Annotated in this window: 25 protein-coding genes; 18 read left to right on the top strand and 7 right to left on the bottom strand. The window is 68.5% G+C overall.

Going from position 1 to position 24,444, the window contains the following annotated elements:
* Positions 1-18: 18 nt before the first annotated feature.
* From G6N31_RS27720 to G6N31_RS08725, 8 genes are all read left to right on the top strand, one after another.
* A complete protein-coding gene (locus G6N31_RS27720; RefSeq protein ID WP_308207676.1) occupies positions 19-186 on the top strand; it encodes a zinc ribbon domain-containing protein in 168 nt (55 codons plus the stop codon).
* 11 nt (positions 187-197) lie between these two features.
* On the top strand, positions 198-1,451 hold the full coding sequence (gene fmdA / locus G6N31_RS08755) for a formamidase (protein WP_098004371.1): 1,254 nt from the start codon (positions 198-200) through the stop codon (positions 1,449-1,451).
* Between the two features lie 36 nt (positions 1,452-1,487).
* Positions 1,488-1,838 (top strand): hypothetical protein, encoded by a 351-nt coding sequence (locus tag G6N31_RS08750; protein WP_098004370.1) that lies wholly within the window; start codon positions 1,488-1,490, stop codon positions 1,836-1,838.
* 75 nt (positions 1,839-1,913) lie between these two features.
* Positions 1,914-2,486 carry a crossover junction endodeoxyribonuclease RuvC gene (ruvC, locus tag G6N31_RS08745; RefSeq protein ID WP_098004369.1) on the top strand — a complete coding sequence of 191 codons (573 nt, stop codon included), beginning with the start codon at positions 1,914-1,916 and terminating at the stop codon, positions 2,484-2,486.
* Entirely contained in the window at positions 2,483-3,070 is a 588-nt protein-coding gene (gene ruvA / locus G6N31_RS08740; RefSeq protein WP_098004368.1) for a Holliday junction branch migration protein RuvA, read from the top strand. Before ruvC ends, ruvA begins: the two co-directional genes overlap by 4 nt.
* Before the next feature lie 3 nt (positions 3,071-3,073).
* Positions 3,074-4,132 (top strand): Holliday junction branch migration DNA helicase RuvB, encoded by a 1,059-nt coding sequence (gene ruvB / locus G6N31_RS08735; RefSeq protein WP_098004367.1) that lies wholly within the window; start codon positions 3,074-3,076, stop codon positions 4,130-4,132.
* 113 nt (positions 4,133-4,245) lie between these two features.
* The gene (locus G6N31_RS08730) at positions 4,246-4,914 is read left to right on the top strand and encodes a hypothetical protein (RefSeq protein ID WP_098004366.1); all 669 of its coding nucleotides are present in this window, start codon (positions 4,246-4,248) and stop codon (positions 4,912-4,914) included.
* A 228-nt stretch (positions 4,915-5,142) separates the two neighbouring features.
* On the top strand, positions 5,143-5,493 hold the full coding sequence (locus tag G6N31_RS08725) for a cytochrome P450 family protein (RefSeq protein ID WP_098004365.1): 351 nt from the start codon (positions 5,143-5,145) through the stop codon (positions 5,491-5,493).
* An 18-nt stretch (positions 5,494-5,511) separates the two neighbouring features.
* On the opposite strand, the gene G6N31_RS08720 is transcribed toward G6N31_RS08725, so the two are convergent.
* A complete protein-coding gene (locus G6N31_RS08720; RefSeq protein WP_197747158.1) occupies positions 5,512-5,958 on the bottom strand; it encodes a DsrE family protein in 447 nt (148 codons plus the stop codon).
* A 183-nt stretch (positions 5,959-6,141) separates the two neighbouring features.
* On the opposite strand from G6N31_RS08720, the gene G6N31_RS08715 reads away from it, so the two are divergent.
* Positions 6,142-6,396, top strand: coding sequence for an antitoxin (locus G6N31_RS08715; protein ID WP_098004392.1), 255 nt, complete (start codon positions 6,142-6,144; stop codon positions 6,394-6,396).
* Positions 6,393-6,830 carry a type II toxin-antitoxin system VapC family toxin gene (locus G6N31_RS08710; RefSeq protein WP_098004364.1) on the top strand — a complete coding sequence of 146 codons (438 nt, stop codon included), beginning with the start codon at positions 6,393-6,395 and terminating at the stop codon, positions 6,828-6,830. Before G6N31_RS08715 ends, G6N31_RS08710 begins: the two co-directional genes overlap by 4 nt.
* Before the next feature lie 19 nt (positions 6,831-6,849).
* Here the strand turns inward: G6N31_RS08710 and G6N31_RS08705 are convergent, their stop codons facing one another.
* Positions 6,850-8,283: a gamma-aminobutyraldehyde dehydrogenase gene (locus G6N31_RS08705; RefSeq protein ID WP_098004363.1), complete on the bottom strand. Its 1,434-nt coding sequence runs from the start codon at positions 8,281-8,283 to the stop codon at positions 6,850-6,852.
* A 17-nt stretch (positions 8,284-8,300) separates the two neighbouring features.
* Positions 8,301-9,641 carry a 4-aminobutyrate--2-oxoglutarate transaminase gene (gabT, locus tag G6N31_RS08700; RefSeq protein WP_098004362.1) on the bottom strand — a complete coding sequence of 447 codons (1,341 nt, stop codon included), beginning with the start codon at positions 9,639-9,641 and terminating at the stop codon, positions 8,301-8,303.
* Positions 9,642-9,890: 249 nt separating this feature from the next.
* Between gabT and yajC the strand changes: the two genes are divergently transcribed.
* The 6 genes from yajC (at position 9,891) to G6N31_RS08670 (ending at position 17,986) form a co-directional block, all read left to right on the top strand.
* Positions 9,891-10,214: a preprotein translocase subunit YajC gene (gene yajC, locus G6N31_RS08695; protein WP_098004361.1), complete on the top strand. Its 324-nt coding sequence runs from the start codon at positions 9,891-9,893 to the stop codon at positions 10,212-10,214.
* Between the two features lie 91 nt (positions 10,215-10,305).
* Positions 10,306-12,114 (top strand): protein translocase subunit SecD, encoded by a 1,809-nt coding sequence (secD, locus tag G6N31_RS08690; protein WP_098004360.1) that lies wholly within the window; start codon positions 10,306-10,308, stop codon positions 12,112-12,114.
* A gap of 3 nt (positions 12,115-12,117) precedes the next feature.
* The gene (gene secF / locus G6N31_RS08685) at positions 12,118-13,398 is read left to right on the top strand and encodes a protein translocase subunit SecF (RefSeq protein ID WP_098004359.1); all 1,281 of its coding nucleotides are present in this window, start codon (positions 12,118-12,120) and stop codon (positions 13,396-13,398) included.
* Between the two features lie 5 nt (positions 13,399-13,403).
* A complete protein-coding gene (locus G6N31_RS08680) occupies positions 13,404-15,050 on the top strand; it encodes an ABC transporter substrate-binding protein (RefSeq protein WP_098004358.1) in 1,647 nt (548 codons plus the stop codon).
* The gene (locus G6N31_RS08675) at positions 15,047-15,583 is read left to right on the top strand and encodes an adenine phosphoribosyltransferase (protein ID WP_098004391.1); all 537 of its coding nucleotides are present in this window, start codon (positions 15,047-15,049) and stop codon (positions 15,581-15,583) included. Before G6N31_RS08680 ends, G6N31_RS08675 begins: the two co-directional genes overlap by 4 nt.
* A 39-nt stretch (positions 15,584-15,622) precedes the next feature.
* Positions 15,623-17,986: a RelA/SpoT family protein gene (locus G6N31_RS08670; RefSeq protein WP_098004390.1), complete on the top strand. Its 2,364-nt coding sequence runs from the start codon at positions 15,623-15,625 to the stop codon at positions 17,984-17,986.
* A gap of 4 nt (positions 17,987-17,990) precedes the next feature.
* Here the strand turns inward: G6N31_RS08670 and G6N31_RS08665 are convergent, their stop codons facing one another.
* Positions 17,991-18,890 (bottom strand): peptidylprolyl isomerase, encoded by a 900-nt coding sequence (locus G6N31_RS08665; RefSeq protein ID WP_098004357.1) that lies wholly within the window; start codon positions 18,888-18,890, stop codon positions 17,991-17,993.
* A 75-nt stretch (positions 18,891-18,965) separates the two neighbouring features.
* Between G6N31_RS08665 and G6N31_RS08660 the strand changes: the two genes are divergently transcribed.
* Positions 18,966-19,643, top strand: coding sequence for an MBL fold metallo-hydrolase (locus tag G6N31_RS08660; protein WP_098004356.1), 678 nt, complete (start codon positions 18,966-18,968; stop codon positions 19,641-19,643).
* A complete protein-coding gene (hisS, locus tag G6N31_RS08655) occupies positions 19,640-20,923 on the top strand; it encodes a histidine--tRNA ligase (protein WP_098004355.1) in 1,284 nt (427 codons plus the stop codon). Before G6N31_RS08660 ends, hisS begins: the two co-directional genes overlap by 4 nt.
* Before the next feature lie 33 nt (positions 20,924-20,956).
* Here the strand turns inward: hisS and G6N31_RS08650 are convergent, their stop codons facing one another.
* The 3 genes from G6N31_RS08650 to G6N31_RS08640 all read right to left on the bottom strand — a co-directional run bounded on the left by G6N31_RS08650 (position 20,957) and on the right by G6N31_RS08640 (position 24,313).
* Positions 20,957-21,607, bottom strand: a complete 651-nt coding sequence (locus G6N31_RS08650) for a TetR/AcrR family transcriptional regulator (protein ID WP_098004354.1) — start codon at positions 21,605-21,607, stop codon at positions 20,957-20,959.
* 126 nt (positions 21,608-21,733) lie between these two features.
* Positions 21,734-22,807 (bottom strand): cytochrome P450, encoded by a 1,074-nt coding sequence (locus G6N31_RS08645; protein ID WP_234815381.1) that lies wholly within the window; start codon positions 22,805-22,807, stop codon positions 21,734-21,736.
* Between the two features lie 102 nt (positions 22,808-22,909).
* Entirely contained in the window at positions 22,910-24,313 is a 1,404-nt protein-coding gene (locus G6N31_RS08640) for a DUF2254 domain-containing protein (RefSeq protein ID WP_098004353.1), read from the bottom strand.
* Between the last annotated feature and the right edge of the window lie 131 nt (positions 24,314-24,444).

Genomic DNA, 24,444 nt, shown 5'->3' with positions numbered 1-24,444 from the left:
GGTGGTCCGGCCCGCCGCATGATGGGGTCGCCGAACCTGGGCGGCGCCGGCGGCGCCGCGACGGCGTTGCACGATGCGGCCCGTGCCACCGCCGACCGCCCCGGTGTGGTCGCCGCGCCGCCGCCGGCGCCGCGGCGGCGCCCCGTCAGTGCCAACCCGCTGCACCGGAAACTCCCGCGCCCGTAGAAGGAGATCTCATGCCCGACGTCGTGTTCCCCCTCGACTCCACGAAGAAGTTCACCGAGCAGGAGAAGATCGGACACAACCGGTGGCACCCCGACATCCCGGCGGCGGTGACGGTCAAGAAGGGCGAGTCGTTCCGGGTGCACTGCCGCGAGTGGTTCGACGGCGCGATCCACAACGATGATTCGGCCGAGGACATCCTCAACGCCCCTCTGACCACCGTGCACACGCTCTCCGGCCCGATCGCCGTCGAGGGAGCGAAGCCGGGGGATCTGTTGATCGTCGACATCCTCGATGTCGGTCCGATCCCGCAGGAGGACTCCGGTCCGCTGGCCGGCCAGGGCTGGGGCTACACCGGAATCTTCGCCAAACGCAACGGCGGCGGCTTCCTCACCGAACAGTTCCCCGACGCCTACAAGGCGGTCTGGGACTTCTCCGGCCAGAAGGCCACGTCCCGCCACGTGCCGGGGGTCGAGTTCACCGGCATCGTGCACCCCGGCCTGATGGGCACCGCGCCGTCCCGCGACTTGCTCTCGACGTGGAACACCCGCGAGGCCGCGCTGATCGCCACCGACCCCGACCGGGTACCGCCGTTGGCGCTGCCGCCGGAACCGCAGGACGCCATTCTGGGCAGCCTCACCGGGGACGCGTTCTCCGCGGCCGCCGCCGAGGCCGCGCGGACCGCACCGCCGCGCGAGAACGGCGGCAACCAGGACATCAAGAACCTGACCAAAGGCAGCAGGATCTTCTACCCCGTATTCGTCGACGGCGCCAACCTGTCCGTCGGCGACCTGCACTTCTCCCAGGGGGACGGCGAGATCACCTTCTGCGGCGCGATCGAGATGGGCGGGTTCATCGACCTGCGGGTGGACCTCATTCCCGGCGGAATGGAGACCTACGGCGTCGCCGAGAACGCCATCTTCATGCCGGGCAACACCGACCCGCAGTACTCCGAGTGGCTGGCGTTCTCCGGGACCTCGGTCACCCTCGACGGTGAACAGCGATACCTCGACTCGCACCTGGCCTACCAACGGGCCTGCTTGCACGCGATCGACTACCTGACGAAGTTCGGATACAGCCCCGAGCAGGCCTACCTGCTCCTCGGCGCCGCGCCGATCGAAGGCCGGCTCTCCGGCGTCGTCGACATCCCGAACGCCTGCGCGACGGTGTACATCCCGACGGCGATCTTCGACTTCCCGGTCGCACCCTCGGTGGGCGGCCCGGTCACGATCGATCCGGGCATCGGGGCGCCACGCGCCTCGTTCTAGACGGTGGTGGCGGCCCGCCCGCTCTAGGGTGACGAGGTGCCGAAGTTCACCGACGCCGACGGGGTGCGATGGTCGGTGCGCCGACACTGGATGCCGCTGCTGACCTATCTGGACATGACGTCCTGGGGAAGCAGCTGGTTCGGAGTGCTGATGTTCGTCATCGCGCTGCCGTTCCTGTTGGCGTGGCCGTTCTGGCTGCTGGCCAAGCTGTTCGGCGTGCCCTGGAAAATCGTGGCGAAGCGGGCCGGCGAGGAGGTGGTGGTGGAGAAGGTCGCCGGGTGGCGCGCGTCGGGCCGACGCATCGACGAGATCGCCCACTGCATTCGGGTCAGCGGCAGGGTGCCCGAACCGGGGGAGCAGATCCAGGATCTGCGGCCGTACGCCTGAGGTGTGTCGTACCGGCGCCCGTGTCGGGCCGGCCGCTAGGCTATCGAACAAATGTTCTCGTCGAAGGGGCCTGGCGTGCGGGTGATGGGTGTCGACCCCGGGCTGACCAGATGCGGTCTGTCGGTGATCGAAAGCGGTCGGGGCCGGCAGGTGATCGCTCTGGACGTCGACGTCGTCCGCACCCCGGCCGACCACCCGCTGGCGCACCGCCTCCTGGCCATCAGCGACGCCGTCGAGCACTGGCTCGACACACACGTGCCAGACGTCCTGGCCATCGAACGGGTGTTCTCCAACCAGAACGCCAACACCGCGATGGGCACCGCACAAGCCGGCGGTGTGATCGCGCTGGCCGCGGCGCGGCGCGACATCGACGTCCACTTCCATACCCCCAGTGAGGTCAAGGCTGCCGTGACGGGCAACGGGCGAGCCGATAAAGCCCAGGTCACCGAGATGGTCACGAGAATCCTTGCGCTGCAACAAAAACCGACGCCCGCCGACGCTGCCGACGCGCTTGCGCTGGCCATTTGTCACTGCTGGCGGGCGCCGATGATCGCCCGCATGGCCGAAGCCGAGGCGATGGCTGCCGAGCAGCGGCGCAGATACCGGGCCACCCTGAAGGCGGCGCGCACGGCCAGGAGCGCGACATGATCGCCGCGGTGCGCGGTGAGGTCCTCGACATCGCGCTCGACCACGTCGTCATCGAGGCCGCCGGAGTCGGCTACAAGGTGATGGCGACGCCGGCCACCCTGGCGACGCTGCGCCGCGGCGAAGAAGCACGGCTGATCACCGCGATGATCGTGCGCGAGGACTCGATGACTCTCTACGGGTTCGCCGACTCCGATGCCCGTGACCTCTTCCTGACACTGCTCGGGGTCTCGGGGATCGGCCCCAGCATCGCGTTGGGTGCCCTGGCGATCTACGACGGTCCGGGCCTGCGGCAGGCGATCGGCGACGGTGATGTCACCGCCTTGACGCGCATCCCGAAGGTGGGTAAGAAAACCGCCGAACTGCTGGTGCTGACCCTGCGGGACAAGGTCGGCGTCCCGACGTCGGCCGGTGTCACGTCGACCACCGGTCACGGCGTGCGCGGTCCGGTGGTCGAGGCGCTCGTCGGGCTGGGTTTTGCGCAGAAGCAGGCCGAGGAGGCCACCGACAAGGTGCTCGCGGATCAACCCGACGCCAACACCTCGACCGCACTGCGGGCGGCGCTGTCGATGCTGGGAAAGAAGTAGTCGATGGGCCGCTTCGAAGAGGACGAACCCGACGATCGCGCGGTGTCACCGGCGCTGACCGTCGGCGAGGGCGACATCGACGCCAGCCTGCGGCCCCGCTCGCTCGGTGAGTTCATCGGCCAACCGCGCGTCCGCGAGCAGCTACAGCTGGTCATCGAGGGGGCCAAGAACCGCGGCGGTACCCCCGACCACATCCTGTTGTCCGGCCCGCCAGGTCTGGGCAAGACGTCGCTGGCGATGATCATCGCCGCCGAACTCGGCTCGTCGCTGCGCCTGACCTCCGGTCCCGCGCTCGAGCGTGCCGGCGACCTGGCCGCGATGCTGTCGAATCTCGTCGAGCACGACGTGTTGTTCATCGACGAGATCCATCGCATCGCCCGGCCTGCCGAAGAGATGCTGTACCTGGCGATGGAGGACTTCCGCGTCGACGTCGTCGTCGGCAAAGGCCCGGGGGCGACGTCGATCCCGCTGGAGGTGGCGCCGTTCACCCTCGTCGGTGCGACCACCCGGTCCGGCGCGCTGACCGGACCGCTGCGCGACCGTTTCGGCTTCACCGCGCACATGGATTTCTATGAACCGGCCGAGCTGGAACGCGTGCTGACCCGCTCGGCAGGCATTCTCGGTATCACGCTCGGGGCCGATGCGGCGTCCGAGATCGCGCGCCGCTCACGCGGCACCCCACGTATTGCGAACCGACTTCTGCGTCGCGTCCGTGACTACGCCGAGGTTCGCGCCGACGGTGTGATCACCCGGGATATCGCCAAGGCTGCGCTGGCCGTCTACGACGTCGATGAGTTGGGTCTGGACCGGCTTGACCGCGCTGTGCTCTCGGCGCTGACGAAGAGTTTCGGTGGTGGACCGGTCGGAGTGTCCACTCTTGCCGTCGCAGTCGGCGAGGAGGCCACCACGGTCGAGGAGGTGTGCGAGCCGTTCCTGGTGCGCGCCGGCATGATCGCCCGCACGCCGCGCGGGCGGGTGGCCACCCCGCTGGCGTGGACGCACCTGGGGCTGGCCCCGCCGAGTGGGGCGGCCGGTCTGGGTCAGACCGGCCTGTTCGACTGAGCGGGACGGGTCGCCGCAGTTCAGTGCGTTTGAGTCGTGCCCCCTCGGAGGCCGCGCGGCCTGGTTACGGGGCCGTCAGCGTGGGTAATCAAAACCCAACCTGAGGAGGCGTCATGACCGATACGCACGTAAAGCCCCGCGGAGGGCGGATGCGGATGCCGCGGAGTCGCGGTGCCGCAAGTGGACTGTTGTTGATCCTGTTGGGCGCGTGGGGCGCGCTGATCCCGTTCATCGGACCGATGTTCGACTTCGCGTTCAGCCCTGATCAGGCGTGGGCGTGGACCACCGGCCGCGGTTGGCTGCAGGTGCTTCCGGGTGTGGTGGCTGCCGTGGGCGGTCTGTTGTTGCTGATGTCGCGGAACCGGGCGACCGCCATGCTCGGCGCGTGGCTCGCGGTCGCTGCCGGTGTGTGGTTCGTCATCGGCCGCGCGCTGGCCGGTCCGCTCGGGCTGGGTGATGCCGGCGTGCCTGTAGCGGTGACCGAGGCCAAGACCGTCGCGCTGGAGCTGACCTACTTCTACGGACTGGGTGCGCTCATCGTTTTCCTGGGTGCAGCGGCCGTCGGCCGTATCTCGGTGCGCAGCGTGCGCGATGTCGAATGGGCCGAACGTCCGGTCACCGCGGCGGCCCCGGCGGCCCACTACACGACCGCCGCCGATCAGCCCGAGCCAGTGACGGCCGAGCAACGGACTGAGAAGGTCGAGTCAGCCAAGCCGCGGCGCAGCTGGCGCGACATGTTCCGCAGCCGCAGCCACAACGGAAGTCGCCTCGCGCACCACTGATCCCGCGCAAGCAGACGCAGATCCCCTGAAATGTGCGCATTTCAGGGGATTCTGCTGTGCGCGGCAGAAAGGACGACGGTCACGTCGCGAATGGTGTTGTGCCCAACGTCACGAGGTGGCGGTGGTGATGTGCGGGTAATCTCGGCTTTGGCTAGTCTGGCTAAATTCCCGGGTTGCGTCGAATGCGCCAGGAACCGACCTGGCGTATCGCACAACACTATTGGAGGCATGGTCTTGGTCCCGCACTCGCAGCGGCTGTCGGAGTTGTTCTCGTCGCGGCTGGCGTCTCCGGCTGACGACGACGCGGCCGGCATCGTGCTCGGGCCGCGCCTGCACGGCTTGTGCCGCGCTCTCGATGTGCCCGAGCGGGACTGGTGGACACTGGCCCGGTTGGTCGACGACCTGGCCGACGCCCACGCGGTCGAAGCGCTCGGTGCGTTCGTCGACGTCCTGGTGGCCGATCGGTGCCGCCAGCCCGGCGATGACCTGATCTCCGACCTCATCACCTACGAAGGCGACGGCGATGGCCTCACCGCCGACGACATCCGCGCCTTGCTCGTCGACCTGATCGCTTTCTGAGGACCGGGCTCTCCTCGATCAGTAGTCCAGGGTCAGGATGCGGCCGTTGGTGAACGAGAAGAACTTCTCCTTGTCGGCCAACTGAATGCCCGGCGCCAGATCGGCCGCACTCTTGCCGGCCGCGGTGAGGCAGCCCGGGCACGCCATCAACGGAACGCCCCTCCCGAGCAGCGTGGCGATCTGCGTCTTGGACGAGGGGAACTGTGCGTAGGTCAGATCGGGCGCGTCGGCGAGTACGGCGGTCACGCCGTTGATGTCGAAATACACCGCCACATCGCGGCTCTCAGACATCATGGTCGCCATGTTCAGCGCCATGAGGACCCGGTGCGGGTCTTCGGTCCCGCGGCTGATGTGGATGAACACCCCGTCTCGGACACCGGGCTGCGCCGGGGCCACCGGGGCCGCCACCACCATCGCGACGCCCGTGATCACGCAGATCAACAACCCTCTGACAAAATTCTTCACGCTTGTGCTCCCGGGTAGAAGGGCATTTCGGTTACCGCGGTCAAGTGCGCGGTGAGTCCTGACCGTAGCCATCGTCAGTGCCGGTGTCAGTGGACCTTGGTCCCCACTTGGAGCTGAAAAGAAGGTCGCCCCGAGCGCTGATGACCGCAGGGCATCACAGCTGGTGACGCTATGCTGTCAAACATGCGGACGACGGTCACACTGGACGACGACACGCTCGCCCTGATCCATCGCTTGATGAAGGAACGCGGAGTGTCCTTCAAGAAAGCGCTCAATGACGCCATCCGCGAGGGCGGGCAACACCGCCCCGCCCCGGCGCCGTTCCGGACCCGCACCGCCGATCTCGGTGTGCCGTCGGTGAACCTCGACCGCGCGCTTCAGATTTCCGCCGAACTCGAGGACGAGGAACTGATCCGTCGTCAGCGCCGCGGAGCATGAGGATCGTCGACGCCAACGTGCTGCTGTACGCGGTCAACACCGCCAGCGAGCATCACGTCGCCAGCCGACGCTGGCTCGACAACGCCTTGTCCGGGGCGGACACCGTAGGGCTGGCCTGGGTGCCGTTGCTCGCGTTCCTGCGACTGGTCACCAGGCACGGATTGTTTCCCGCACCGCTTGCGCCGGCAGACGCGATGGGTCAGGTCATCGACTGGTGCAGCGCGCCGGGATCGGTGATGGTCGGTCCGACATCACGTCATCCCGACGTCCTGTCGCGGCTGCTCGACGCGGTCGGCACCGGCGGCAATCTCGTCAACGACGCGCACCTTGCCGCGGTCGCTCTCGAACACCGTGCCCGAATCGTCAGTTACGACAGCGATTTCAGTCGATTCGACGGCGTCGGGTGGCACACACCCGACGCGCTTCTGCGCTGAGCGGGACCATCGGAGACCGTCAGCCTGTGAACGCCATCACGTGCTTGATGCGCGTGTAGTCCTCCAAGCCGTACATCGACAGATCCTTGCCGTGTCCGGACGATTTGAACCCACCGTGCGGCATCTCGGCGACCAGTGGGATGTGGGTGTTGATCCACACACAGCCGAAGTCCAACGCCGAGGACACCCGTAGTGCTCGCGAGACGTCCTTGGTCCACACCGACGAGGCCAGACCGTAATCGACACCGTTGGCCAACGTGATCGCCTCGTCCTCGTCGGTGAAGGACTGCACGGTGATCACCGGACCGAAGATCTCCTGCTGGGTCAGCCGGTCGTCTTGGCGCACCCCGCCGACCACCGTTGGCTCAACGTAGAAGCCCCTGTCGCCCTGGCGATTTCCGCCGGCCGCGACCGTGGCATGCGTGGGCAGGTCGGAAAAGAACGACAGCACCCGCTCCAGCTGGTGGGCGTTGTTGACCGGTGGGACCCACGCGTCCTCGTCGGCGGCGGGGCGGCCGAACGTCGTGGTCGCGGACTTGGCCTGTTCGGCCAGCGCGGCGGTCAGGTCCTCGGCCACTGTCGCCGAGGCCAGCACACGGGTCGCGGCCGTGCAGTCCTGGCCGGCGTTGAAATAGCCGGCGGTGGCGATGCCCTCCGCGGCGGCCGCGAGGTCGGCGTCGTCGAACACGATCACCGGCGCCTTGCCGCCCAATTCGAGGTGGGTGCGCTTGAGGTGGCCGCCGGCGCTCACCGCGACGGCCCGGCCCGCCGCCACCGACCCGGTGATGGCGACCATCTGCGGTGTGGGGTGGGCCACCAGGTTCGCCCCGGTGACCCGGTCGCCGGTGACGACGTTGAGCACGCCGGGCGGCAGATGTCGGGCGGCCAACTGGGCTAGCATCACCGTCGTGACCGGGGTGGTGTCGCTGGGCTTGATGACCACTGTGTTGCCTGCCGCGATCGCCGGGCAGAACTTCCAGATCGCCATCATCATCGGGTAGTTCCACGGCGCGACCTGCCCGATCACGCCCACCGGTTCGCGCCGGATCCACGAGGTGTGGTCGGCCATGTACTCACCGGCGGACCGGCCTTCCAGGACCCGCGCCGCGCCGGCGAAGAACCGGATCTGATCGACCATCGGCGGGATCTCCTCGGCCGCGGTGACGTGGTTGGGCTTGCCGGTGTTGCGTCCCTCGGCAGCCACCAGGTCCTCGGCGGCCTTCTCGACCTCGTCGGCGAAGTCGAGCAGCGCCTTCTGCCGCTGGGACGGGGTGGTGCGCCTCCAATCCCGGAACGCGGCGGCCGCGGCGGCGTAGGCGTTGTCGATATCGGCCTCGTTGGACACCGGCGCGGTGCCGTACTGCTCGCCGGTGCTGGGGTCCACCAGCGGCATCGTGGCACCGCTGGTCGAGTCGACGAGCTCGCCGCCGATGAAGTTCTGCACCGTGGTCATGAAGTCAGCTCCTTGGGTCAGAGGTCGCGCAGGATGAGTTCGATGACCTCGAGGCCCTCCAGCAGGAGGTCGTCGCTGATGGTCAGAGGCGGCAGGAAGCGCAGCACATTGCCGAAAGTGCCGCAAGACAACACGATCACCCCGGCGCGGTGAGCGGCTGCGCACACTGCGCGGGTCAGCTCGGCATCGGGCTCGAAGGTGCCGGGTACGACGAACTCGACGGCGATCATCGCGCCGCGACCGCGGACCTCGCCGATGCGCTCGTCGTCGGCCTGCAGGCGACCCAGCCGGTCCTTCATCAACGTCTCGATCTGAGCCGCCCGCGCGACCAGGCCGTCGGCCACGATGGTCTCGATGGTGGCCAGCGCCGCGGCGCAGGCCACCGGGTTGCCGCCGTAGGTGCCGCCCAGGCCGCTGACGTGCGGGGCGTCCATGATCTCGGCCCGCCCGGTGACCGCCGAGAGCGGCATGCCGTCGGCGATGCCCTTCGCCGTGACGATCAGGTCGGGAACGATGCCTTCGTGCTCGCAGGCGAACATCGCGCCGGTGCGGGCGAACCCGCTCTGCACCTCGTCGGCGATGAAGACGACGTCGTTGGCGCGGCACCAGTCCAGCAGCGTCGGCAGGAAGCCCTCGGCGGGCACGATGAAGCCGCCCTCACCCTGGATCGGTTCGATGATCGCCGCAGCGAGGTTGGCAGCGCCGATCTGCTTGTCGATGATGCCGATCGCCCGCCGGGCGGCGAGTTCCCCGTCGGTGGCCAGGTCCTTTCCATACTCGGAGTCGCGGAACGGATAACTCATCGGCGCCCGGTACACCTCGGGGGCGAACGGGCCGAACCCGTGCTTGTACGGCATCACCTTCGCGGTCAGCGCCATCGTCAGGTTGGTCCGGCCGTGATAGGCGTGGTCGAACGCCACGACCGCCTGCTTGCCGGTGTAGGAGCGCGCGATCTTCACCGCGTTCTCGACGGCCTCCGACCCGGAGTTGAACAGCGCCGAGCGTTTCTCCCCGTCGCCGGGGGTGAGCCGGTTGAGCGCCTCGGCGACGGCGACGTAGCCCTCGTAGGGCGTCACCATGAAGCAGGTGTGGGTGAAGCGCGCCGCCTGATCGCGCACCGCGTCGACCACCCGCGGTGACGAATTGCCGATCGTGGTGACCGCGATGCCCGACCCGAGGTCGATCAGCCGGTTGCCGTCGACGTCTTCGACGATGCCGCCGAATGCACGCGCCGCGTAGACCGGCATGGTGGTCCCGACCCCACGCGCCACCGCGGCGCTCCTGCGCGCCATCAGATCGACAGAGCGCGGCCCGGGGATCGGGGTGGCCAGGTGACGGCTCTGTGCGAGGGCACTCATTAAGACGACCTCCTTGAGGGTTCGCGTCGAGCGTAATCCCACACAGCACAAATCCGCCGGGTCACGGCGATCTCAGCGCGGGATCATGCGATGGCGCGGCGATGGGCGACGGAATCCGTCGTCCGTGGGCGGGGGGTGAGGCGGCGCGGGCGCAGTGGCACACTGGTCATCGATTTCCTCAAGCGTCCCGACCCTGAACAATAGGTAGGGTTCCGCCCCGCACGACCGATACGAAAGAAACTTGCCGCCATGGATTTGCTCGTCTTCCTGCCCCTGCTCATCATCATGGGCGCGTTCATGTTCTTCGCTTCGCGGCGGCAGAAGAAGGCGATGCAGGCCACCATCGACCTGCACAACTCCTTGGAGATCGGCGACCGGATCCACACCACATCGGGACTGCAGGGCACCATCACCGGTATCACCGACGACTACGTCGACGTCGAGATCGCCCCGGGCGTGGTGACGACCTGGATGAAGCTGGCCGTGCGCGACCGCATCACCGACGACGTCGAGGACGACACCGAACTCGACGAATCACCGGCCGAAGCGCCGAACTCCAAGACTGACAGCTGACCTTTCAGGTTCAGCACGTACCCTGTTGCCCGTCAACGACGCCCCAAGTAGCGCTACTTTGACGAACTGATCTCGAGGAGACCGTAAACCCGTGGCATCGTCTTCGGCGCCGGTGCAGCCCTACCGCTATCTGGCCCTTTTCCTGGCGCTGCTGATCGGCGCGTTCCTACTGGTGTTCCTGACCGGGGACAAGAAGGCGGAGCCCAAGCTCGGCATCGACCTGCAGGGCGGTACGCGTGTCACGCTGACCGCCCGCACGCCCGACGGCTCCCCGCCGACCCGTGAATCGCTGAACCAGGCCCAGCAGATCATCAGTGCCCGCGTCGACGGCCTGGGCGTTTCGGGCTCAGAGGTGATCATCGACGGGCAGAACCTGGTCATCACCGTGCCCGGTAACGACGGCACCGAGGCCCGCAGCCTGGGCCAGACCGCCCGGCTCTACATCCGGCCCGTGATCCACGCGATCCCGTCCGAAGCGGCCATGCCGCCGGAGGAAGAGGGTCCCGCCGGCGCGCCGCCTCCGGGAGCTCCGGGTCTGCCGCCAGGGGCGGTTCCGCCGCCGGGCGCCGGGTCTGGTGCCGTGCCGCCCGGTGCTGTGCCGCCCGGTGCCGTGCCGCCCGGTGCTGTGCCGGGGGCTCCTGGCGCCCCCACCCCGCCGCCCGCCGGCGCGCCCGCGCCTCAACCGCGGCCCTTCCCGCAGCAGCCGGCGCCGAGCCCGAGCCCCGAGCCCGGACCGGAACCGACCGACGCCACTCCACCGCCGATGCCGGGCGAAGGGGAGCGCGACGTCCCGCTGGCCACCCGCATCCAGGACGAGAAGCGGCTGCGGCAGAGCGCCGAGCAGGCGATCCAGATTCTGGCGATGCAGTTCCAGGCCACCCGGTGCGGCGGCGAGGATGTGCTGGCCGGCAACGACGACCCCAACCTGCCGCTGGTGACCTGTTCGACCGACGGCCAGGAGGTCTATCTGCTCGACAAGTCGATCATCAGCGGCGAACAGATCGCCAACGCCAACTCCGGGCTGGACCAGCAGCGCGGCGAATACGTCGTCGACGTCGAGTTCAAGAGCGACGCCGCCAAGACGTGGGCCGAGTTCACGGCCGCGAACGTCGGCACCCAGACCGCGTTCGTGCTGGACTCGCAGGTCGTCAGCGCTCCGCAGATCCAGGAAGCCATCCCGGGTGGGCGGACCCAGATCACCGGTCAGTTCAACCAGGACACCGCACGAGAGCTGGCCAACGTGCTCAAGTACGGCTCGCTACCGCTGTCGTTCGAATCCTCGGAGGCCGAGACGGTCTCGGCGACGCTCGGTCTGTCGTCGATGCGGGCCGGTCTGATCGCGGGCGCAGTGGGCTTGGTCGCGGTGCTGCTGTACTCACTGGTGTTCTATCGCGCACTCGGTGCGCTGGTGGCGTTGTCGCTGGTGGCCTCCGGCGCGATGGTGTTCGCGATCCTGGTGTTGCTAGGCCGCTACATCAACTACACGCTGGACCTGGCCGGCATCGCCGGTCTGGTGATCGGTATCGGTATGACCGCGGACTCGTTCGTGGTGTTCTTCGAACGCATCAAAGACGAGATCCGGGAAGGCAGATCGTTCCGGTCCGCGGTACCGCGCGGCTGGGCCCGGGCCCGCAAGACGATCCTGTCCGGCAACGCGGTCACCTTCCTGGCCGCGGCGGTGCTCTACTTCCTGGCCGTCGGCCAGGTGAAGGGTTTCGCGTTCACCCTCGGCTTGACCACCATCCTCGATGTCGTGGTCGTCTTCCTGGTCACCTGGCCGCTGGTGTTCCTCGCGTCGAAGTCTGCGGTGATGGCCAAGCCGGCTCTCAACGGGCTCGGCGCCGTCCAGCAGATCGCGCGGGAACGACGAGCGGCCGCGCACGCGGCGGGACGGGGATAAGCCATGGCACGCAACCGAACCGACGCCGCCGAGACCACGGCTGTCGAGGCGCCCGATCTGGAGACCGCATCGGCCGAGGCGCCCCGGCACGGGTTCTTCGTCCGGCTCTACACCGGTACCGGCGCCTTCGAGGTCATCGGTCGACGCAAGCTCTGGTACACGGTCAGTGCGCTGATCCTGCTGGTATCCATCGGCGCAATCCTGCTGCGCGGGTTCACCTTCGGCATCGACTTCGAGGGCGGCACCAAGGTGTCGTTCCCCAGGGGTACGGGTGATGTCACCGTCTCGCAGGTCGAAACCGTCTTCACCGACACGATCGGCACCGCGCCGGACTCGGTCGTCATCGTGGGCAGCGGTGACTCCGCCACCTTCCAGATCCGGTCGGAAACACTGACCAACGAGCAGACCGAGGAACTGCGTACGGCGCTGTTCGAGGCATTCCAGCCGATCGGCTCCGACGGCCAACCCGGCAAGCAGGCCGTCAGCGACTCGGCGGTGTCGGAGACGTGGGGCGGCCAGATCACCCAGAAGGCGCTCATCGCGCTCGGGGTGTTCCTGGTGCTGGCCGCCATCTACATCACCGCCCGTTACGAGCGCTACATGGCCATCGCCGCCCTGACCACGCTGCTGTTCGACCTGGTGGTGACGGCCGGGGTGTACGCGCTGGTGGGCTTCGAAGTCACGCCCGCGACGGTGATCGGGCTGCTGACCATTCTCGGTTTCTCCCTCTACGACACCGTGATCGTCTTCGACAAGGTCGAGGAGAACACCGAGGGGTACGAGCACACCACCCGGCGCACCTTCGCCGAGCACGCCAATCTCGCGGTCAACCAGACGTTCATGCGCTCGATCAACACCAGCGTCATCTCGGTGCTGCCGATCGTCGCGCTGATGGTCATCGCCGTCTGGCTGTTGGGAGTCGGCACGCTGATGGACCTGGCGCTGGTGCAGTTGGTCGGCGTGATCGTCGGCACGTATTCGTCGATCTTCTTCGCCACACCGCTGTTGGTGAGCATGCGCGAGCGCACCGACCCGGTGCGCAAGCACACCCGCCGGGTGCTCAACCGGCGGGCCGCTGCGGCGGCCAAGAGCGCCGGCGGTGTCGAACTCACCGACACCGACACCGACGAGGCCGCCACCGACGTCGAAGCGCCCGGTCCGGCCACCGTGACGGTGCCCGCGGCCCCGCCGCCGGACAAGCCGGGCCCCGGCGCCCGTCCGGTCCGGCCGACGTCGAGCCGGACGGGACGCCCCTCGGGTAAGCGCCCCCCGCGGAAGCGGTAACCCCCGTGGCTCGACGTTGGGCCGCGGCGGCGACGGTGCTGGCGGTGCTCGGCAGCTTGGGGTTGGCCTCGTGCTCGCGCGGCTCCGCCGAGTCGATCGACTACGCCATCGACGGTGCGCTGATCACCTACAACACCAACACCGTCGAAGGGGCGGCCTCCGGCGGTCCACAGGCCTTCGCTCGGGTGCTGACGGGCTTCAACTACCACGGTCCGGAGGGGCAGGTCGTCGGCGACCACGATTTCGGCACGATCGCGGTGGTCGGGCGCACCCCGCTGATCCTCGACTACGAGATCAAGCCGGAGGCGGTGTACTCCGACGGTAAACCGATCACCTGTGACGACATGGTGCTGACGTGGGCCGCCCAGTCGGGACGGTTCCCGGCCTTCGACGCCGCCAGCCGCGCCGGGTACGCCGACATCGCCGGCATCGAGTGCGCGCCGGGCCAGAAGAAGGCCCGGGTGTCGTTCGCACCGGACAGGGGCTTCGTCGACTACGGCCAGTTGTTCGCCGCGACGTCGCTGATGCCCTCGCACGTCATTGCCGACGAGCTCGGACTGGGCGACGGAGGCGTCACCACGGCTCTGCAGACCAACGACACCGCGGTGGCCGAGCGTATCGCCGCGGTGTGGAACAACACCTGGCGGCTGACACCGGACCTGGACCTGAAGAAGTTCCCGTCCTCGGGGCCCTACAAGCTGGACTCGGTGACCGAGGACGGCGCGGTGGTGCTGGTGGCCAACGACAAGTGGTGGGGCACCAAGCCGGTCACCGACCGGGTCATGGTGTGGCCGCGCAGTGCAGACCTGCCGGACCGCGTCAACGAGGGCGCCTACGACGTCGTCGACATCGCGGCGGGCTCGGCGGGGACGCTCACCCTGCCCGACGACTACGTCCGCACCGACGCGGCCTCGGCGGGTATCGAGCAGTTGATCTTCGCGCCGCAGGGCCCGCTGGCGGCGGTCCCGGCCCGTCGTGCGCTGGCGCTGTGCACCCCGCGGGACGTGATCGCACGCAACGCCGAGGCGGCTGTGGCCAACTCGCGGCTGAACACGGCCAGCGAGGACGCCTACGGTCCGGCCGAAGCGACCCCGCAGGTCGACGAGTTCGCGGTCGCCAATGCGGATGCGGCTCGTGCCACGCTGGAGGGCGCGCCGCTGACTGTGCGCATCGGCTATCAGACCCCCAACGCCAGGCTGGCCGCCACGGTCGGAGTCATCGCCACGGCGTGTGCACCGGCGGGCATTACCGTCGAGGACGCCGCCGCGGAGAACACCGGCCCGTTGTCGTTGCGCAACAACGAGATCGACGTGTTGATCGCCGGTGTCGGCGGCGCGGCCGGCAGCGGGTCCTCGGGCTCGTCGGCGGTGGACGCCTACAGCCTGCACAGCGGCAACGGCAACAATCTGCCGCGTTATGCCAACGAGCGCATCGACGGCATCATCGCCACCATCGCGGTCCTCTCCGACCCGAAGGAGATGGCGCGCCTGCTCGCCGAGGCGGGCCCGATTCTGTGGGGAGACATGCCCACGCTGCCGCTGTACCGGCAACAACGCACCCTGGTGACGTCGTCGAAGATGTACGCGGTGAGCAGCAATCCCACTCGATGGGGCGCGGGCTGGAACATGGACCGCTGGAGGCTGGACCGATGACCTCACTGTCCGACGGCGCTGCCGAGGTCATCGAATCTTTGCTGCGCGAGGTGCCGGACTTCCCCGAACCCGGCGTGCAGTTCAAGGATCTGACTCCGGTGCTGGCCGACCCACGCGGGCTCGCCCAGGTGTGCCACGCCATCGCCGAGGCCGCCCGCGGTGCGGACCTGATCGCCGGCGTCGACGCGCGCGGCTTCCTGCTCGGCGGCGCGGTGGCGTTGCATCTCGGTATCGGGGTGCTCGCCGTGCGCAAGGGTGGCAAGCTGCCGCCGCCGGTGCTCAGTCAGACCTACAGCCTGGAGTACGGCAGCGCCACGCTGGAGGTGCCGGCTGACGGGATCAGCCTCGCCGGACGCTCCGTGGTCGTCATCGACGATGTGCTGGCGACGGGGGGAACACTGGCCGCGGCCAACCGGTTGCTCCTGTCAGCAGGTGCGACGGTGACCCGCGCGGTGGTGATGCTCGAATTGAGCGCTCTGGGCGGTCGTGACGTGGTGCAACCCGTTCCGGTCAGCAGCCTGTACACCGTCTGAACGGATATCCTGCGAACAGCGACTCCTGTGGAGGTGAGCATGGCCGACGAGGACCCGACCGGTCCGCGCACGGGCCAGGTCGTGCAGCCGCCACCGGCGACGTCCGCCACCGAGGCGCCGTCCTCGGAGGTCGTCAAGACCTCCACCAGCGCGTCGCGGCGGGTCCGCGCTCGGCTGGCGCGCCGGATGACGTCGCAGCGCAGCGCGATCAACCCGGTCCTCGAACCGCTGGTCGCGGTGCACCGGGAGTTCTATCCCAAGGCGGACCTGACACTGCTGCAGCGGGCCTACGAGGTGGCCGAGCAGCGGCATGCCGATCAGCTGCGCCGCTCCGGTGACCCGTACATCACCCATCCGCTGGCGGTGGCCAACATCTTGGCCGAGCTCGGCATGGACACCACGACGCTGATCGCAGCGCTGCTGCACGACACCGTCGAGGACACCGGCTACACGCTGGAGGCGCTGACCGCCGAGTTCGGTGTCGAGGTCGGCCATCTCGTCGACGGCGTCACCAAGCTCGACAAGGTCGCCCTGGGCACCGCCGCCGAAGGCGAAACCATCCGGAAGATGATCATCGCGATGGCCCGCGACCCCCGGGTTCTGGTGATCAAGGTGGCCGACCGGCTGCACAACATGCGCACCATGCGCTTCCTGCCACCGGAGAAGCAGGCCCGCAAGGCGCGCGAGACGCTGGAAGTCATTGCCCCCCTTGCCCATCGGCTGGGTATGGCCACCGTCAAGTGGGAGCTCGAGGACCTGGCGTTCGCCATCCTGCATCCCAAGAAGTACGAGGAGATCGTCCGGCTGGTCGCCGACCGCGCGCCGTCGCGGGACACCTACCTGGCCAAGGTGCGCGCCGAGATCACCAACACGTTGACGGCCTCCAAGATCAACGCCGTCGTCGAGGGCCGGCCCAAGCACTACTGGTCGATCTACCAGAAGATGATCGTCAAGGGCCGCGACTTCGACGACATCCACGACCTGGTGGGCGTGCGCATCCTGTGCGATGAGATCCGCGACTGTTACGCCGCGGTCGGTGTGGTGCACTCGCTGTGGCAGCCGATGGCGGGGCGGTTCAAGGACTACATCGCCCAGCCGCGCTACGGGGTGTATCAGTCGCTGCACACCACCGTGGTCGGCCCGGAGGGCAAGCCGCTGGAGGTGCAGATCCGGACCCGCGACATGCACCGCACCGCCGAGTACGGTATCGCCGCGCACTGGCGTTACAAAGAAAACAAGGGCCGCAACGGTTTACCCGCCGGGCACGCCGCCGCGGAGATCGACGACATGGCCTGGATGCGCCAGCTGCTGGACTGGCAGCGGGAGGCCGCCGATCCGGGGGAGTTCCTGGAGTCGCTGCGCTATGACCTCGCGGTGCGGGAGATCTTCGTGTTCACCCCGAAGGGCGATGTGATCACGCTGCCGGCCGGATCGACGCCGGTCGATTTCGCATACGCGGTGCACACCGAGGTCGGGCACCGCTGCATCGGCGCGCGGGTCAACGGGCGCCTGGTGGCGCTGGAGCGCAAGCTGGAGAACGGGGAGGTCGTCGAGATCTTCACCTCCAAGGCGCTCAATGCCGGTCCGTCGCGGGACTGGCAGAGCTTCGTGGTGTCGCCGCGCGCCAAGGCCAAGATCCGGCAGTGGTTCGCCAAGGAGCGCCGCGAGGAGGCGCTCGAGGCCGGTAAGGAGGCCATCGCCCGGGAGGTACGCCGCGGCGGGCTTCCGTTGCAGCGCCTGATGACCGCGGAGTCGATGGCGGCGCTGGCCCGCGAGCTTCGCTACGCCGACCTCTCGGCGCTCTACACCGCCGTCGGCGAGGGGCACGTGTCGGCGCGCCACGTGGTTCAGCGACTGGTCGCCCAGGTCGGCGACGACGACGACGCCACCGATGAACTGGCCGAGCGGTCCACGCCGTCGGCGATGCCGGTGCGGCAACGCACCAGCGACGACGTCGGCGTCTCGGTGCCCGGCGCGCCGGGGGTGCTGACGAAGCTGGCGAAGTGCTGTACGCCCGTCCCTGGCGACAACATCATGGGCTTCGTGACGCGTGGCGGCGGTGTGAGCGTGCACCGCACCGACTGCACCAATGCGTCGTCGCTGCAACAGCAGTCCGAACGGATCATCGACGTGCAATGGGCGCCGTCGCCGCACTCGGTGTTCCTGGTGGCCATCCAGGTCGAGGCGCTCGACCGGCACCGACTGCTCTCAGACGTGACCCGGGTGCTCGCCGACGAGAAGGTCAACATCCTGTCGGCATCGGTGACGACGTCCAACGACCGGGTGGCGATCAGCCGCTTCACCTTCGAGATGGGTGACCCCAAACATCTGGGTCACGTGCTCAACGTGGTGCGAAATGTCGAGGGTGTCTACGACGTGTACCGCGTCACGTCAGCGGCCTGAGCGCTCAGTCCAGCGCGATCGACTTCACCGTGGTTTGCAGGGCGGGCGGGCCGTCCTGGCCGCCGCCCTCGACACCCTCGGCGGCGATCTTGTCCAGGGTCGCCAGGCCGGTTTCGTCGATCGTGCCGAACACCGTGTAGAGCGGCGGCAGCTGCGAATCCTGATAGACGAGGAAGAACTGGCTGCCGTTGGTGCCCGGTCCGGCGTTGGCCATCGCCAGCGTGCCGCGCGGGTAGACGACGGGCTCGTTCAGTGCCGGGTCGTCGGGTTGGTACTGGTTGGTCGGGTACTCGTTGGCGAACTGGTAGCCGGGCCCGCCGGTGCCCTGACCGGTCGGGTCACCGCACTGCAGCACTCCGAGGGACTCGCTGGTGGTCAGCCGGTGGCACGGGGTGTTGTCGAAATAGCCCTGCTGGGCCAGGCTCGCGAAGCTGTTGACGGTGCACGGCGACTTGCCGTTGTCGAGCTGCAGGCCGATGTTGCCCTGGTTGGTCGCCATGCTGGCACTGACCTGCTCGGGTTCGGTGGGCACCTGTCCGGTGCGCGGCGCAGTGTTCTCCTTGCTGGCCTCCTCCGCAGCCGCCGGGTACTGGCAGTCGCTGCCCAGGCCGGCGGGAGCGGCGAACGGGGGCAGAGCGGCGGCCCCGGCGGGCGGCGGGACGTCGAAGGGGGAGGATTCCGAGGGCGCCGTGGACGTGGTGGTCGACCCGGATGCGCCGGTATCGCCGGAGTCGCGGTTGGTCAGCACGATGGTGGCCGCCACCGCACCGATGACGACGACGGCGGCGACCGCGGACCCGACGATGGTGTACAGGCGGCGCTTGCGCTCGTTCTCGGCACGCCGCTCCAGCTGACGCTCCAGCTTGCGCTTGGCGTTGGCTCGCCGTTGTTCGTTCGTCGGCACGGCCGGTGTCCTCCTCGAGTGGCGATCGGTCGGCACCGAGTGTGCCATGCGAGTCGGGCGTGGGAAGCTGGACGGGTGTTGATCACCGGATTCCCGGCCGGCATGTTGGCGTGCAACTGCTATGTGCTGGCCCCACGCCAGGGCGCCGACGCCATCGTCGTCGACCCCGGTCAGCGGGCCATGGGGCCGCTGCGGCGGATCCTGGACGAAAACCGGCTGACCCCGGCGGCGGTGTTGCTGACCCACGGGCACATCGACCACATGTGGTCCGCGCAGAAGGTCGCCGACACCTTCGGGTGCCCGACCTTCATCCATCCCGCCGACCGCTACATGCTCAGCGACCCGATCAAGGGTTTCGGGCAGGGACTGCTGGTCGGTGTGGGTCGGCTCGCCGTCGCGGCCCTGTTCCGGGAACCCAAGCAGGTGCTCGAACTCGATCGCGACGGCGACAAGATCGAGCTCGGCGGAGTCACCGTGACCGTCGATCACACCCCGGGCCACACACAAGGCTCCGTCGTGTTCCGCGTCGAGCAGGGGCCCGACCAGGTCGCCTTCACCGGTGACACTCTGTTCCGGTCGTCGGTCGGACGCACCGATCTGCCCGGCGGCAGCGGCCGTGACCTGCTGGAGTCGATCGTGACGAAGCTGCTGGTCCTCGACGACGACACCCTGGTGCTGCCGGGGCACGGTGAGCGGAGCACCATCGGCATCGAACGCCACACCAACCCATTCCTCGAAGGCCTGACAGCGTGACCGCTAGCCCGTCCACAACACCCACCTCTTTCGCGGCGCCCAAGGGCGTCCCGGACTATCTGCCGCCGGAGTCCGCCGAATTCGTCGCCGTGCGCGGCGGTCTGCTCGACGCGGCCCGCCGCGCCGGATACGGCGACATCGAGCTGCCGATCTTCGAGGACACCAACCTGTTCGCCCGGGGCGTGGGGGAGTCCACGGACGTGGTGTCCAAAGAGATGTACACGTTCGCCGACCGGGGCGACCGGTCGGTGACGCTGCGCCCGGAGGGCACTGCCGGGGTGATGCGCGCGGTGATCGAGCACGGTCTCGACCGCGCAGCGCTGCCCGTGAAGCTGTGCTACGCGGGACCGTTCTTCCGTTACGAGCGGCCGCAGGCCGGCCGCTACCGCCAGCTGCAGCAGGTCGGCGTGGAGGCGATCGGGGTCGACGACCCGGCGCTGGACGCCGAGGTGATCGCGGTGGCCGACGCGGGCTTCCGTGCGCTGGGACTCGACGGCTTCCGGCTGGAGATCACCTCGCTGGGTGACGACACCTGTCGGCCGCAGTACCGGGAGCTGTTGCAGGACTTCCTGTTCCGGCTGGACCTCGATGAAGACACCCGCCGGCGCGCCGAGATCAACCCGCTCCGGGTGCTCGACGACAAGCGTCCGCACGTGCGGGAGATGACCGCCGATGCGCCGGTCATGCTCGACCACCTGTCCGACGAGGCCAAAGCGCACTTCGACACCGTGCTTGCCCACCTGGATGCGTTGTCGGTGCCGTATGTGATCAATCCGCGGATGGTGCGCGGTCTGGACTACTACACCAAGACGACGTTCGAATTCGTCCACGACGGCCTCGGCGCGCAGTCGGGCATCGGCGGTGGCGGACGATACGACGGACTGATGCGCCAGCTCGGCGGGAAAGACCTGTCCGGCATCGGTTTCGGCCTCGGTGTCGACCGCACCCTGCTGGCGTTGCGGGCCGAGGGCAAGACTGTCGGCAGTTCTGCGCGCGTCGACGTCTACGCGGTGCCGCTGGGAGCCGATGCGAAGGTGCGGCTGGCGGTGCTGGCGGCGCAATTGCGGGCCCAGGGCGTTCGCGTGGACATGGCCTACGGCGACCGCAGTCTCAAGGGTGCGATGAAGGGCGCCGACCGCTCCGGCGCGTCGATCGCGCTGGTCGCGGGGGAACGCGACCTGCAAGCCGGTACCGTCGGGGTGAAGAGCATGGCCACCGGCGAGCAAGTCGATGTTGCCATGAACGACCTTGTCGCAGAGGTGCTTTCCCGGCTGTCCTGACCGCCGGACGCCCGACTGCGCACGCGGCGGTCTTCACGCCGGACGGACGATGCCGGGAATGACGAAGTCGCGGAGCAACGCACGGCGGTCCGGTCTGATCTCGTCGGGCCGTGCGGTGAGGCGTTCCATCAGCAGCATCTGTGCCACCCGCACCAGCCAGTCGGCGGCGGCGTCGGGATCGAGTTGTGCGCGCAGTTCGCCGGCGGCTTTGGCCGCCTCGACGTGCGGTCGCAACACATCGCGGATCCGGTCGCGGAACGCGCCGGATGCCGCAACGGAGACCGTCATGGTCAGGCTTTCCGGGGAGAACAGCACGCTGAGCCAACGCGACTGTTCGACGGCTCCGACTGCGCCGTCCAGTGCGTCGAGCAGGCGGTCGCCGAAAGGCCCGTCCCGTCGCAGCGCCCGCTCGGCGCCGTCGATGACCCCCGCCGTCTCGCGCAGCAGTACGAAAGCCAGTACGTCGTCGCGCGTTCCGAAGTACCGATACACCGTCGTGCGGTGCACCGACGCCTCCTTGGCGATGTCGTCCACGGTAGTGCGATTGACGCCGCGCCGCTCGTAGCAGACCTCGGCCGCGTCCAGGAGACGCCGGCGAGCCTCGTCGTCGTCGACCGGCGGCCGATCACCCCACGGTGCAGGGCGGGAGGCCGGCTCAGTGACGCGAAGCCGGCGCGATGTCACGGTCTTCTCCGTCCCGGTGGGGCCACATGGAGAACAAACCTAGCGAACGCCTCTCGCCCCACAGCGTGACTCGGGGGCTTCATGCGGTCCCCGCGGTATCCGACCGGGAGCGCGACGGCGTGAATGTCACGTGCAGGGCATTGGGTCCACGGAGCGCGGTGCCGACCTGGCTTGTGATCCTGGAGGTCTCGGCGAGCCGGGGATCGAGCGCGAGGTCGGGTAACCGTTCGGCGAGTGCCCGCAGCGCGGCGCCGGATCGCGGTTGGCCGCGTTGATGGCGAAGATCATCGGGGTCAGAGCAGGAATCTCGATGCCCTGCCACGTCGCGGCCTCAGGGCAGGCGCGCGGCAGCATTCCGACCGCCGGCTCCCATCGCATTCCCTCCCACACCGCTGACTGTAGGTAGCGGTCCAGGTCAGACCGCAGTAGCTCCCATTGCTCGGGATGGTTGAGCAGGGCTGACAGGATGTTGCCCAAGGCCAGCGCGGTGGTGTCGGCGCCGAGCGGGAACAGCATCCGAAGGAACGTCAGTATCTCCTCGTCCGAGAGGTTCTCGCCCTCCTCAGTGGTTTCGGTGACGAGCATGGAGATCATGTCGTCGCCGGGTTCGCGGCGGCGCGCGGCCAGCAGCGGGGCGACATAGGCGGTGAACTCGGCGGCGCACGCCATCGCCGCCGACGGGTCGAAGGGGTACTGGATCATCGCCTGCGCCCAGCGATGAATGCTGGCTTCGTCGTCGACCGGGATGCCCAGCAACCGGCTGATGATGAGCAGCGAGTAGCGGTGCGTGAACTCGGTGACAAGATCGGCGGTGCCGCGGTCGGCGAAGTGGTCGATCAACTCGTTGATGACCGGTTCGATCACCGGCTCCAGATAGTCCTGGACCCGGGTGCGTCGCAGCGGGGCTGACACCACGCTGCGGCTGGAACGATGCTCGGCGCCCGACATGCTCAGCACGGTCCTGCCGAACACCGGTTCGGTGGTCATCGCGTACACCGGTGCCGCGGGAAATGTCGCTTCATCGCGGAACGCCGCGCGGACGAACTCGTCGGTCAACAGCAGGACCGCTTGAACCCCGGCAAACGGAACGATCGCGTAGGGCCTGCGGTCGCGCAGTCGGGCGAGGGCGGCGTGGAGGTCCGGTTGATCGTCGAACGCGAAATCGACTCCCTCGACGTCGAGGGGCCCCAAGGTCTGCATGGAGCCCGAGGCTAGCCCACGTGCAACATACGACGCAATATGTCGCACGTAGCAACCCGTGGGCAGGAGTCGGCTGGCATGGGCGTCACGAGCGCGCTCAGCTCAGGACTGCTTCCAACGTCCGTCGAGCGCCAGGAGGACCTGATCGGCGAGCCGCTCGAGGCGGCGCCGATCGGCCGGATCGAAATCCTGCTCGGCGATGACGCGAAGGCCCCGATCGAGTTGATCGCGGACGGCGTCGCGATCGGTGGGTAGCGCCACCACCCAGGCCAGTTCGCGCAGCATCGACAGCAGTCGGGCCAACACCGCGGGATCGCTTGCGCCGTAAAGCCGCGTCTGCGCGCACACCCCGTCGAGGAGGTCGGCGAAATCCGGTCGCGCGATCACCACGCGTACCACGTGGTGATCGTCGCGCAGCACGCGCCTGCCCAGGCGGTAGCCGGCCAGTTCGCACAGGGCCGCGCTACATGAGTTCAGCGCGTGCACCGCGGTGGTCGGATCGTTGATCCCAGGACTCAGCGCCCGGACCACCACGTCGGTCAGCTGCCGCAGGCCGTAGCCGATGTCCTGGCTCGCGGTGCGTTCGGTGCCGACGTGCAGCGACGCAGCCACGCAGTCGTGCAGCGCGGTCAACTGCTCATCGGTGAGACGAATCGTCGGGCGCCCCGCCGGCCAGGCGAAGGCGACCGGCACGCCGGCCACGATCTCGGATCCGACGGGCCGATCGATCCAGAGCACCGCGTCTGCAGCAGCAGCCGCCGACAGCAGTGCGGACTCCTCGAGCTCGGTGAGGAAGCCCGATGAGCGCGCGGTCAGCAGTGCGGCACCGTCGGGCGGGGCGGGTGGTTCGTCGGCGGCAGGCGCGTCGTCCAGCGGGTCGAGCAGTCGAACTGCTGATTGCTGGATGTCATTGCCGACGTGCTCGACCATGGTCTCGATGCGGATCTGTCGCACCAGATGCCCGAGGAACACCACCAGGGCCACGACACTGGCCACGGCCAGGAAGTACCCGAGGGTGACCGCGATCTGGGGGACGAACTCCGGCTCCGCGTTGTCGCCGCCGTTGCGCACGGTGCGCAGCACCGTCAGTGCGTAGACGAACGTGGCCAGGAACAGCGCCAGGGTGCGCTGGACGAACCGGTCCGCTGCGAAGGTGCGCAGCAGTCTCGGCGTGTACTGGCTGCTGGCGAGTTGCAGCGTGACCAGCGTCAACGAGAAGGTCAGCGAGGTCACCGTGATCAGCGACGTGGCGACGGCGCCGAGGACCTCCCTGGCGGCGTCGGCGCCTCCGCCGAACAGGTAGTCCGCCAGCCACTGTGGAAGTTGCGCGTCGAGTGCGGCGTCGAGTTCGGGAACGCCGATGCCGGCCGCGAACGCGATCACGACCCAGAACGCGGGGACGGGCCACAACCTGCTGCGCACCGCGTCGGCGAACACGGTGAGGCGCTGCCTGGACGCGTCCACCAGTCCCGGTCGGTCGCGACGGCTCCTGCGGCCGGAACTCATGGGTGGGTGCCGGTGGGATAGTTCATCTGTCGTCAGATCCCTTGGTGTGCTGAGCTCGGAGCGTTTCGACCTCTCGCCCACAATCTACGTACCGACCGCTGAGGATCGTGCCGGAACCCCGGTTGCGCGGC

Origin of the sequence: Mycolicibacterium duvalii (assembly GCF_010726645.1) — a bacterium.
Lineage (GTDB): Bacteria > Actinomycetota > Actinomycetes > Mycobacteriales > Mycobacteriaceae > Mycobacterium > Mycobacterium duvalii.
Note: the sequence above shows the minus strand (reverse complement) of the source record. Positions and strands in the feature narration are given on the sequence as shown.

Excerpts from the sequence above, each read along its gene's own strand:
- secF (WP_098004359.1), top strand. The coding sequence starts at position 12,118 with ATGGCACGCAACCGAACCGACGCCGCCGAGACCACGGCTGTCGAGGCG.
- G6N31_RS08705 (WP_098004363.1), bottom strand. The coding sequence starts at position 8,283 with ATGACCACGGTGCAGAACTTCATCGGCGGCGAGCTCGTCGACTCGACC.
- G6N31_RS08675 (WP_098004391.1), top strand. The coding sequence starts at position 15,047 with ATGACCTCACTGTCCGACGGCGCTGCCGAGGTCATCGAATCTTTGCTG.
- G6N31_RS08710 (WP_098004364.1), top strand. The coding sequence starts at position 6,393 with ATGAGGATCGTCGACGCCAACGTGCTGCTGTACGCGGTCAACACCGCC.
- ruvB (WP_098004367.1), top strand. The coding sequence starts at position 3,074 with ATGGGCCGCTTCGAAGAGGACGAACCCGACGATCGCGCGGTGTCACCG.
- ruvA (WP_098004368.1), top strand. The coding sequence starts at position 2,483 with ATGATCGCCGCGGTGCGCGGTGAGGTCCTCGACATCGCGCTCGACCAC.
- G6N31_RS08640 (WP_098004353.1), bottom strand. The coding sequence starts at position 24,313 with ATGAGTTCCGGCCGCAGGAGCCGTCGCGACCGACCGGGACTGGTGGAC.
- G6N31_RS27720 (WP_308207676.1), top strand. The coding sequence starts at position 19 with ATGATGGGGTCGCCGAACCTGGGCGGCGCCGGCGGCGCCGCGACGGCG.
- G6N31_RS08645 (WP_234815381.1), bottom strand. The coding sequence starts at position 22,807 with ATGCAGACCTTGGGGCCCCTCGACGTCGAGGGAGTCGATTTCGCGTTC.
- fmdA (WP_098004371.1), top strand. The coding sequence starts at position 198 with ATGCCCGACGTCGTGTTCCCCCTCGACTCCACGAAGAAGTTCACCGAG.
- G6N31_RS08715 (WP_098004392.1), top strand. The coding sequence starts at position 6,142 with ATGCGGACGACGGTCACACTGGACGACGACACGCTCGCCCTGATCCAT.
- gabT (WP_098004362.1), bottom strand. The coding sequence starts at position 9,641 with ATGAGTGCCCTCGCACAGAGCCGTCACCTGGCCACCCCGATCCCCGGG.
- yajC (WP_098004361.1), top strand. The coding sequence starts at position 9,891 with ATGGATTTGCTCGTCTTCCTGCCCCTGCTCATCATCATGGGCGCGTTC.
- G6N31_RS08670 (WP_098004390.1), top strand. The coding sequence starts at position 15,623 with ATGGCCGACGAGGACCCGACCGGTCCGCGCACGGGCCAGGTCGTGCAG.
- G6N31_RS08730 (WP_098004366.1), top strand. The coding sequence starts at position 4,246 with ATGACCGATACGCACGTAAAGCCCCGCGGAGGGCGGATGCGGATGCCG.
- G6N31_RS08725 (WP_098004365.1), top strand. The coding sequence starts at position 5,143 with ATGGTCTTGGTCCCGCACTCGCAGCGGCTGTCGGAGTTGTTCTCGTCG.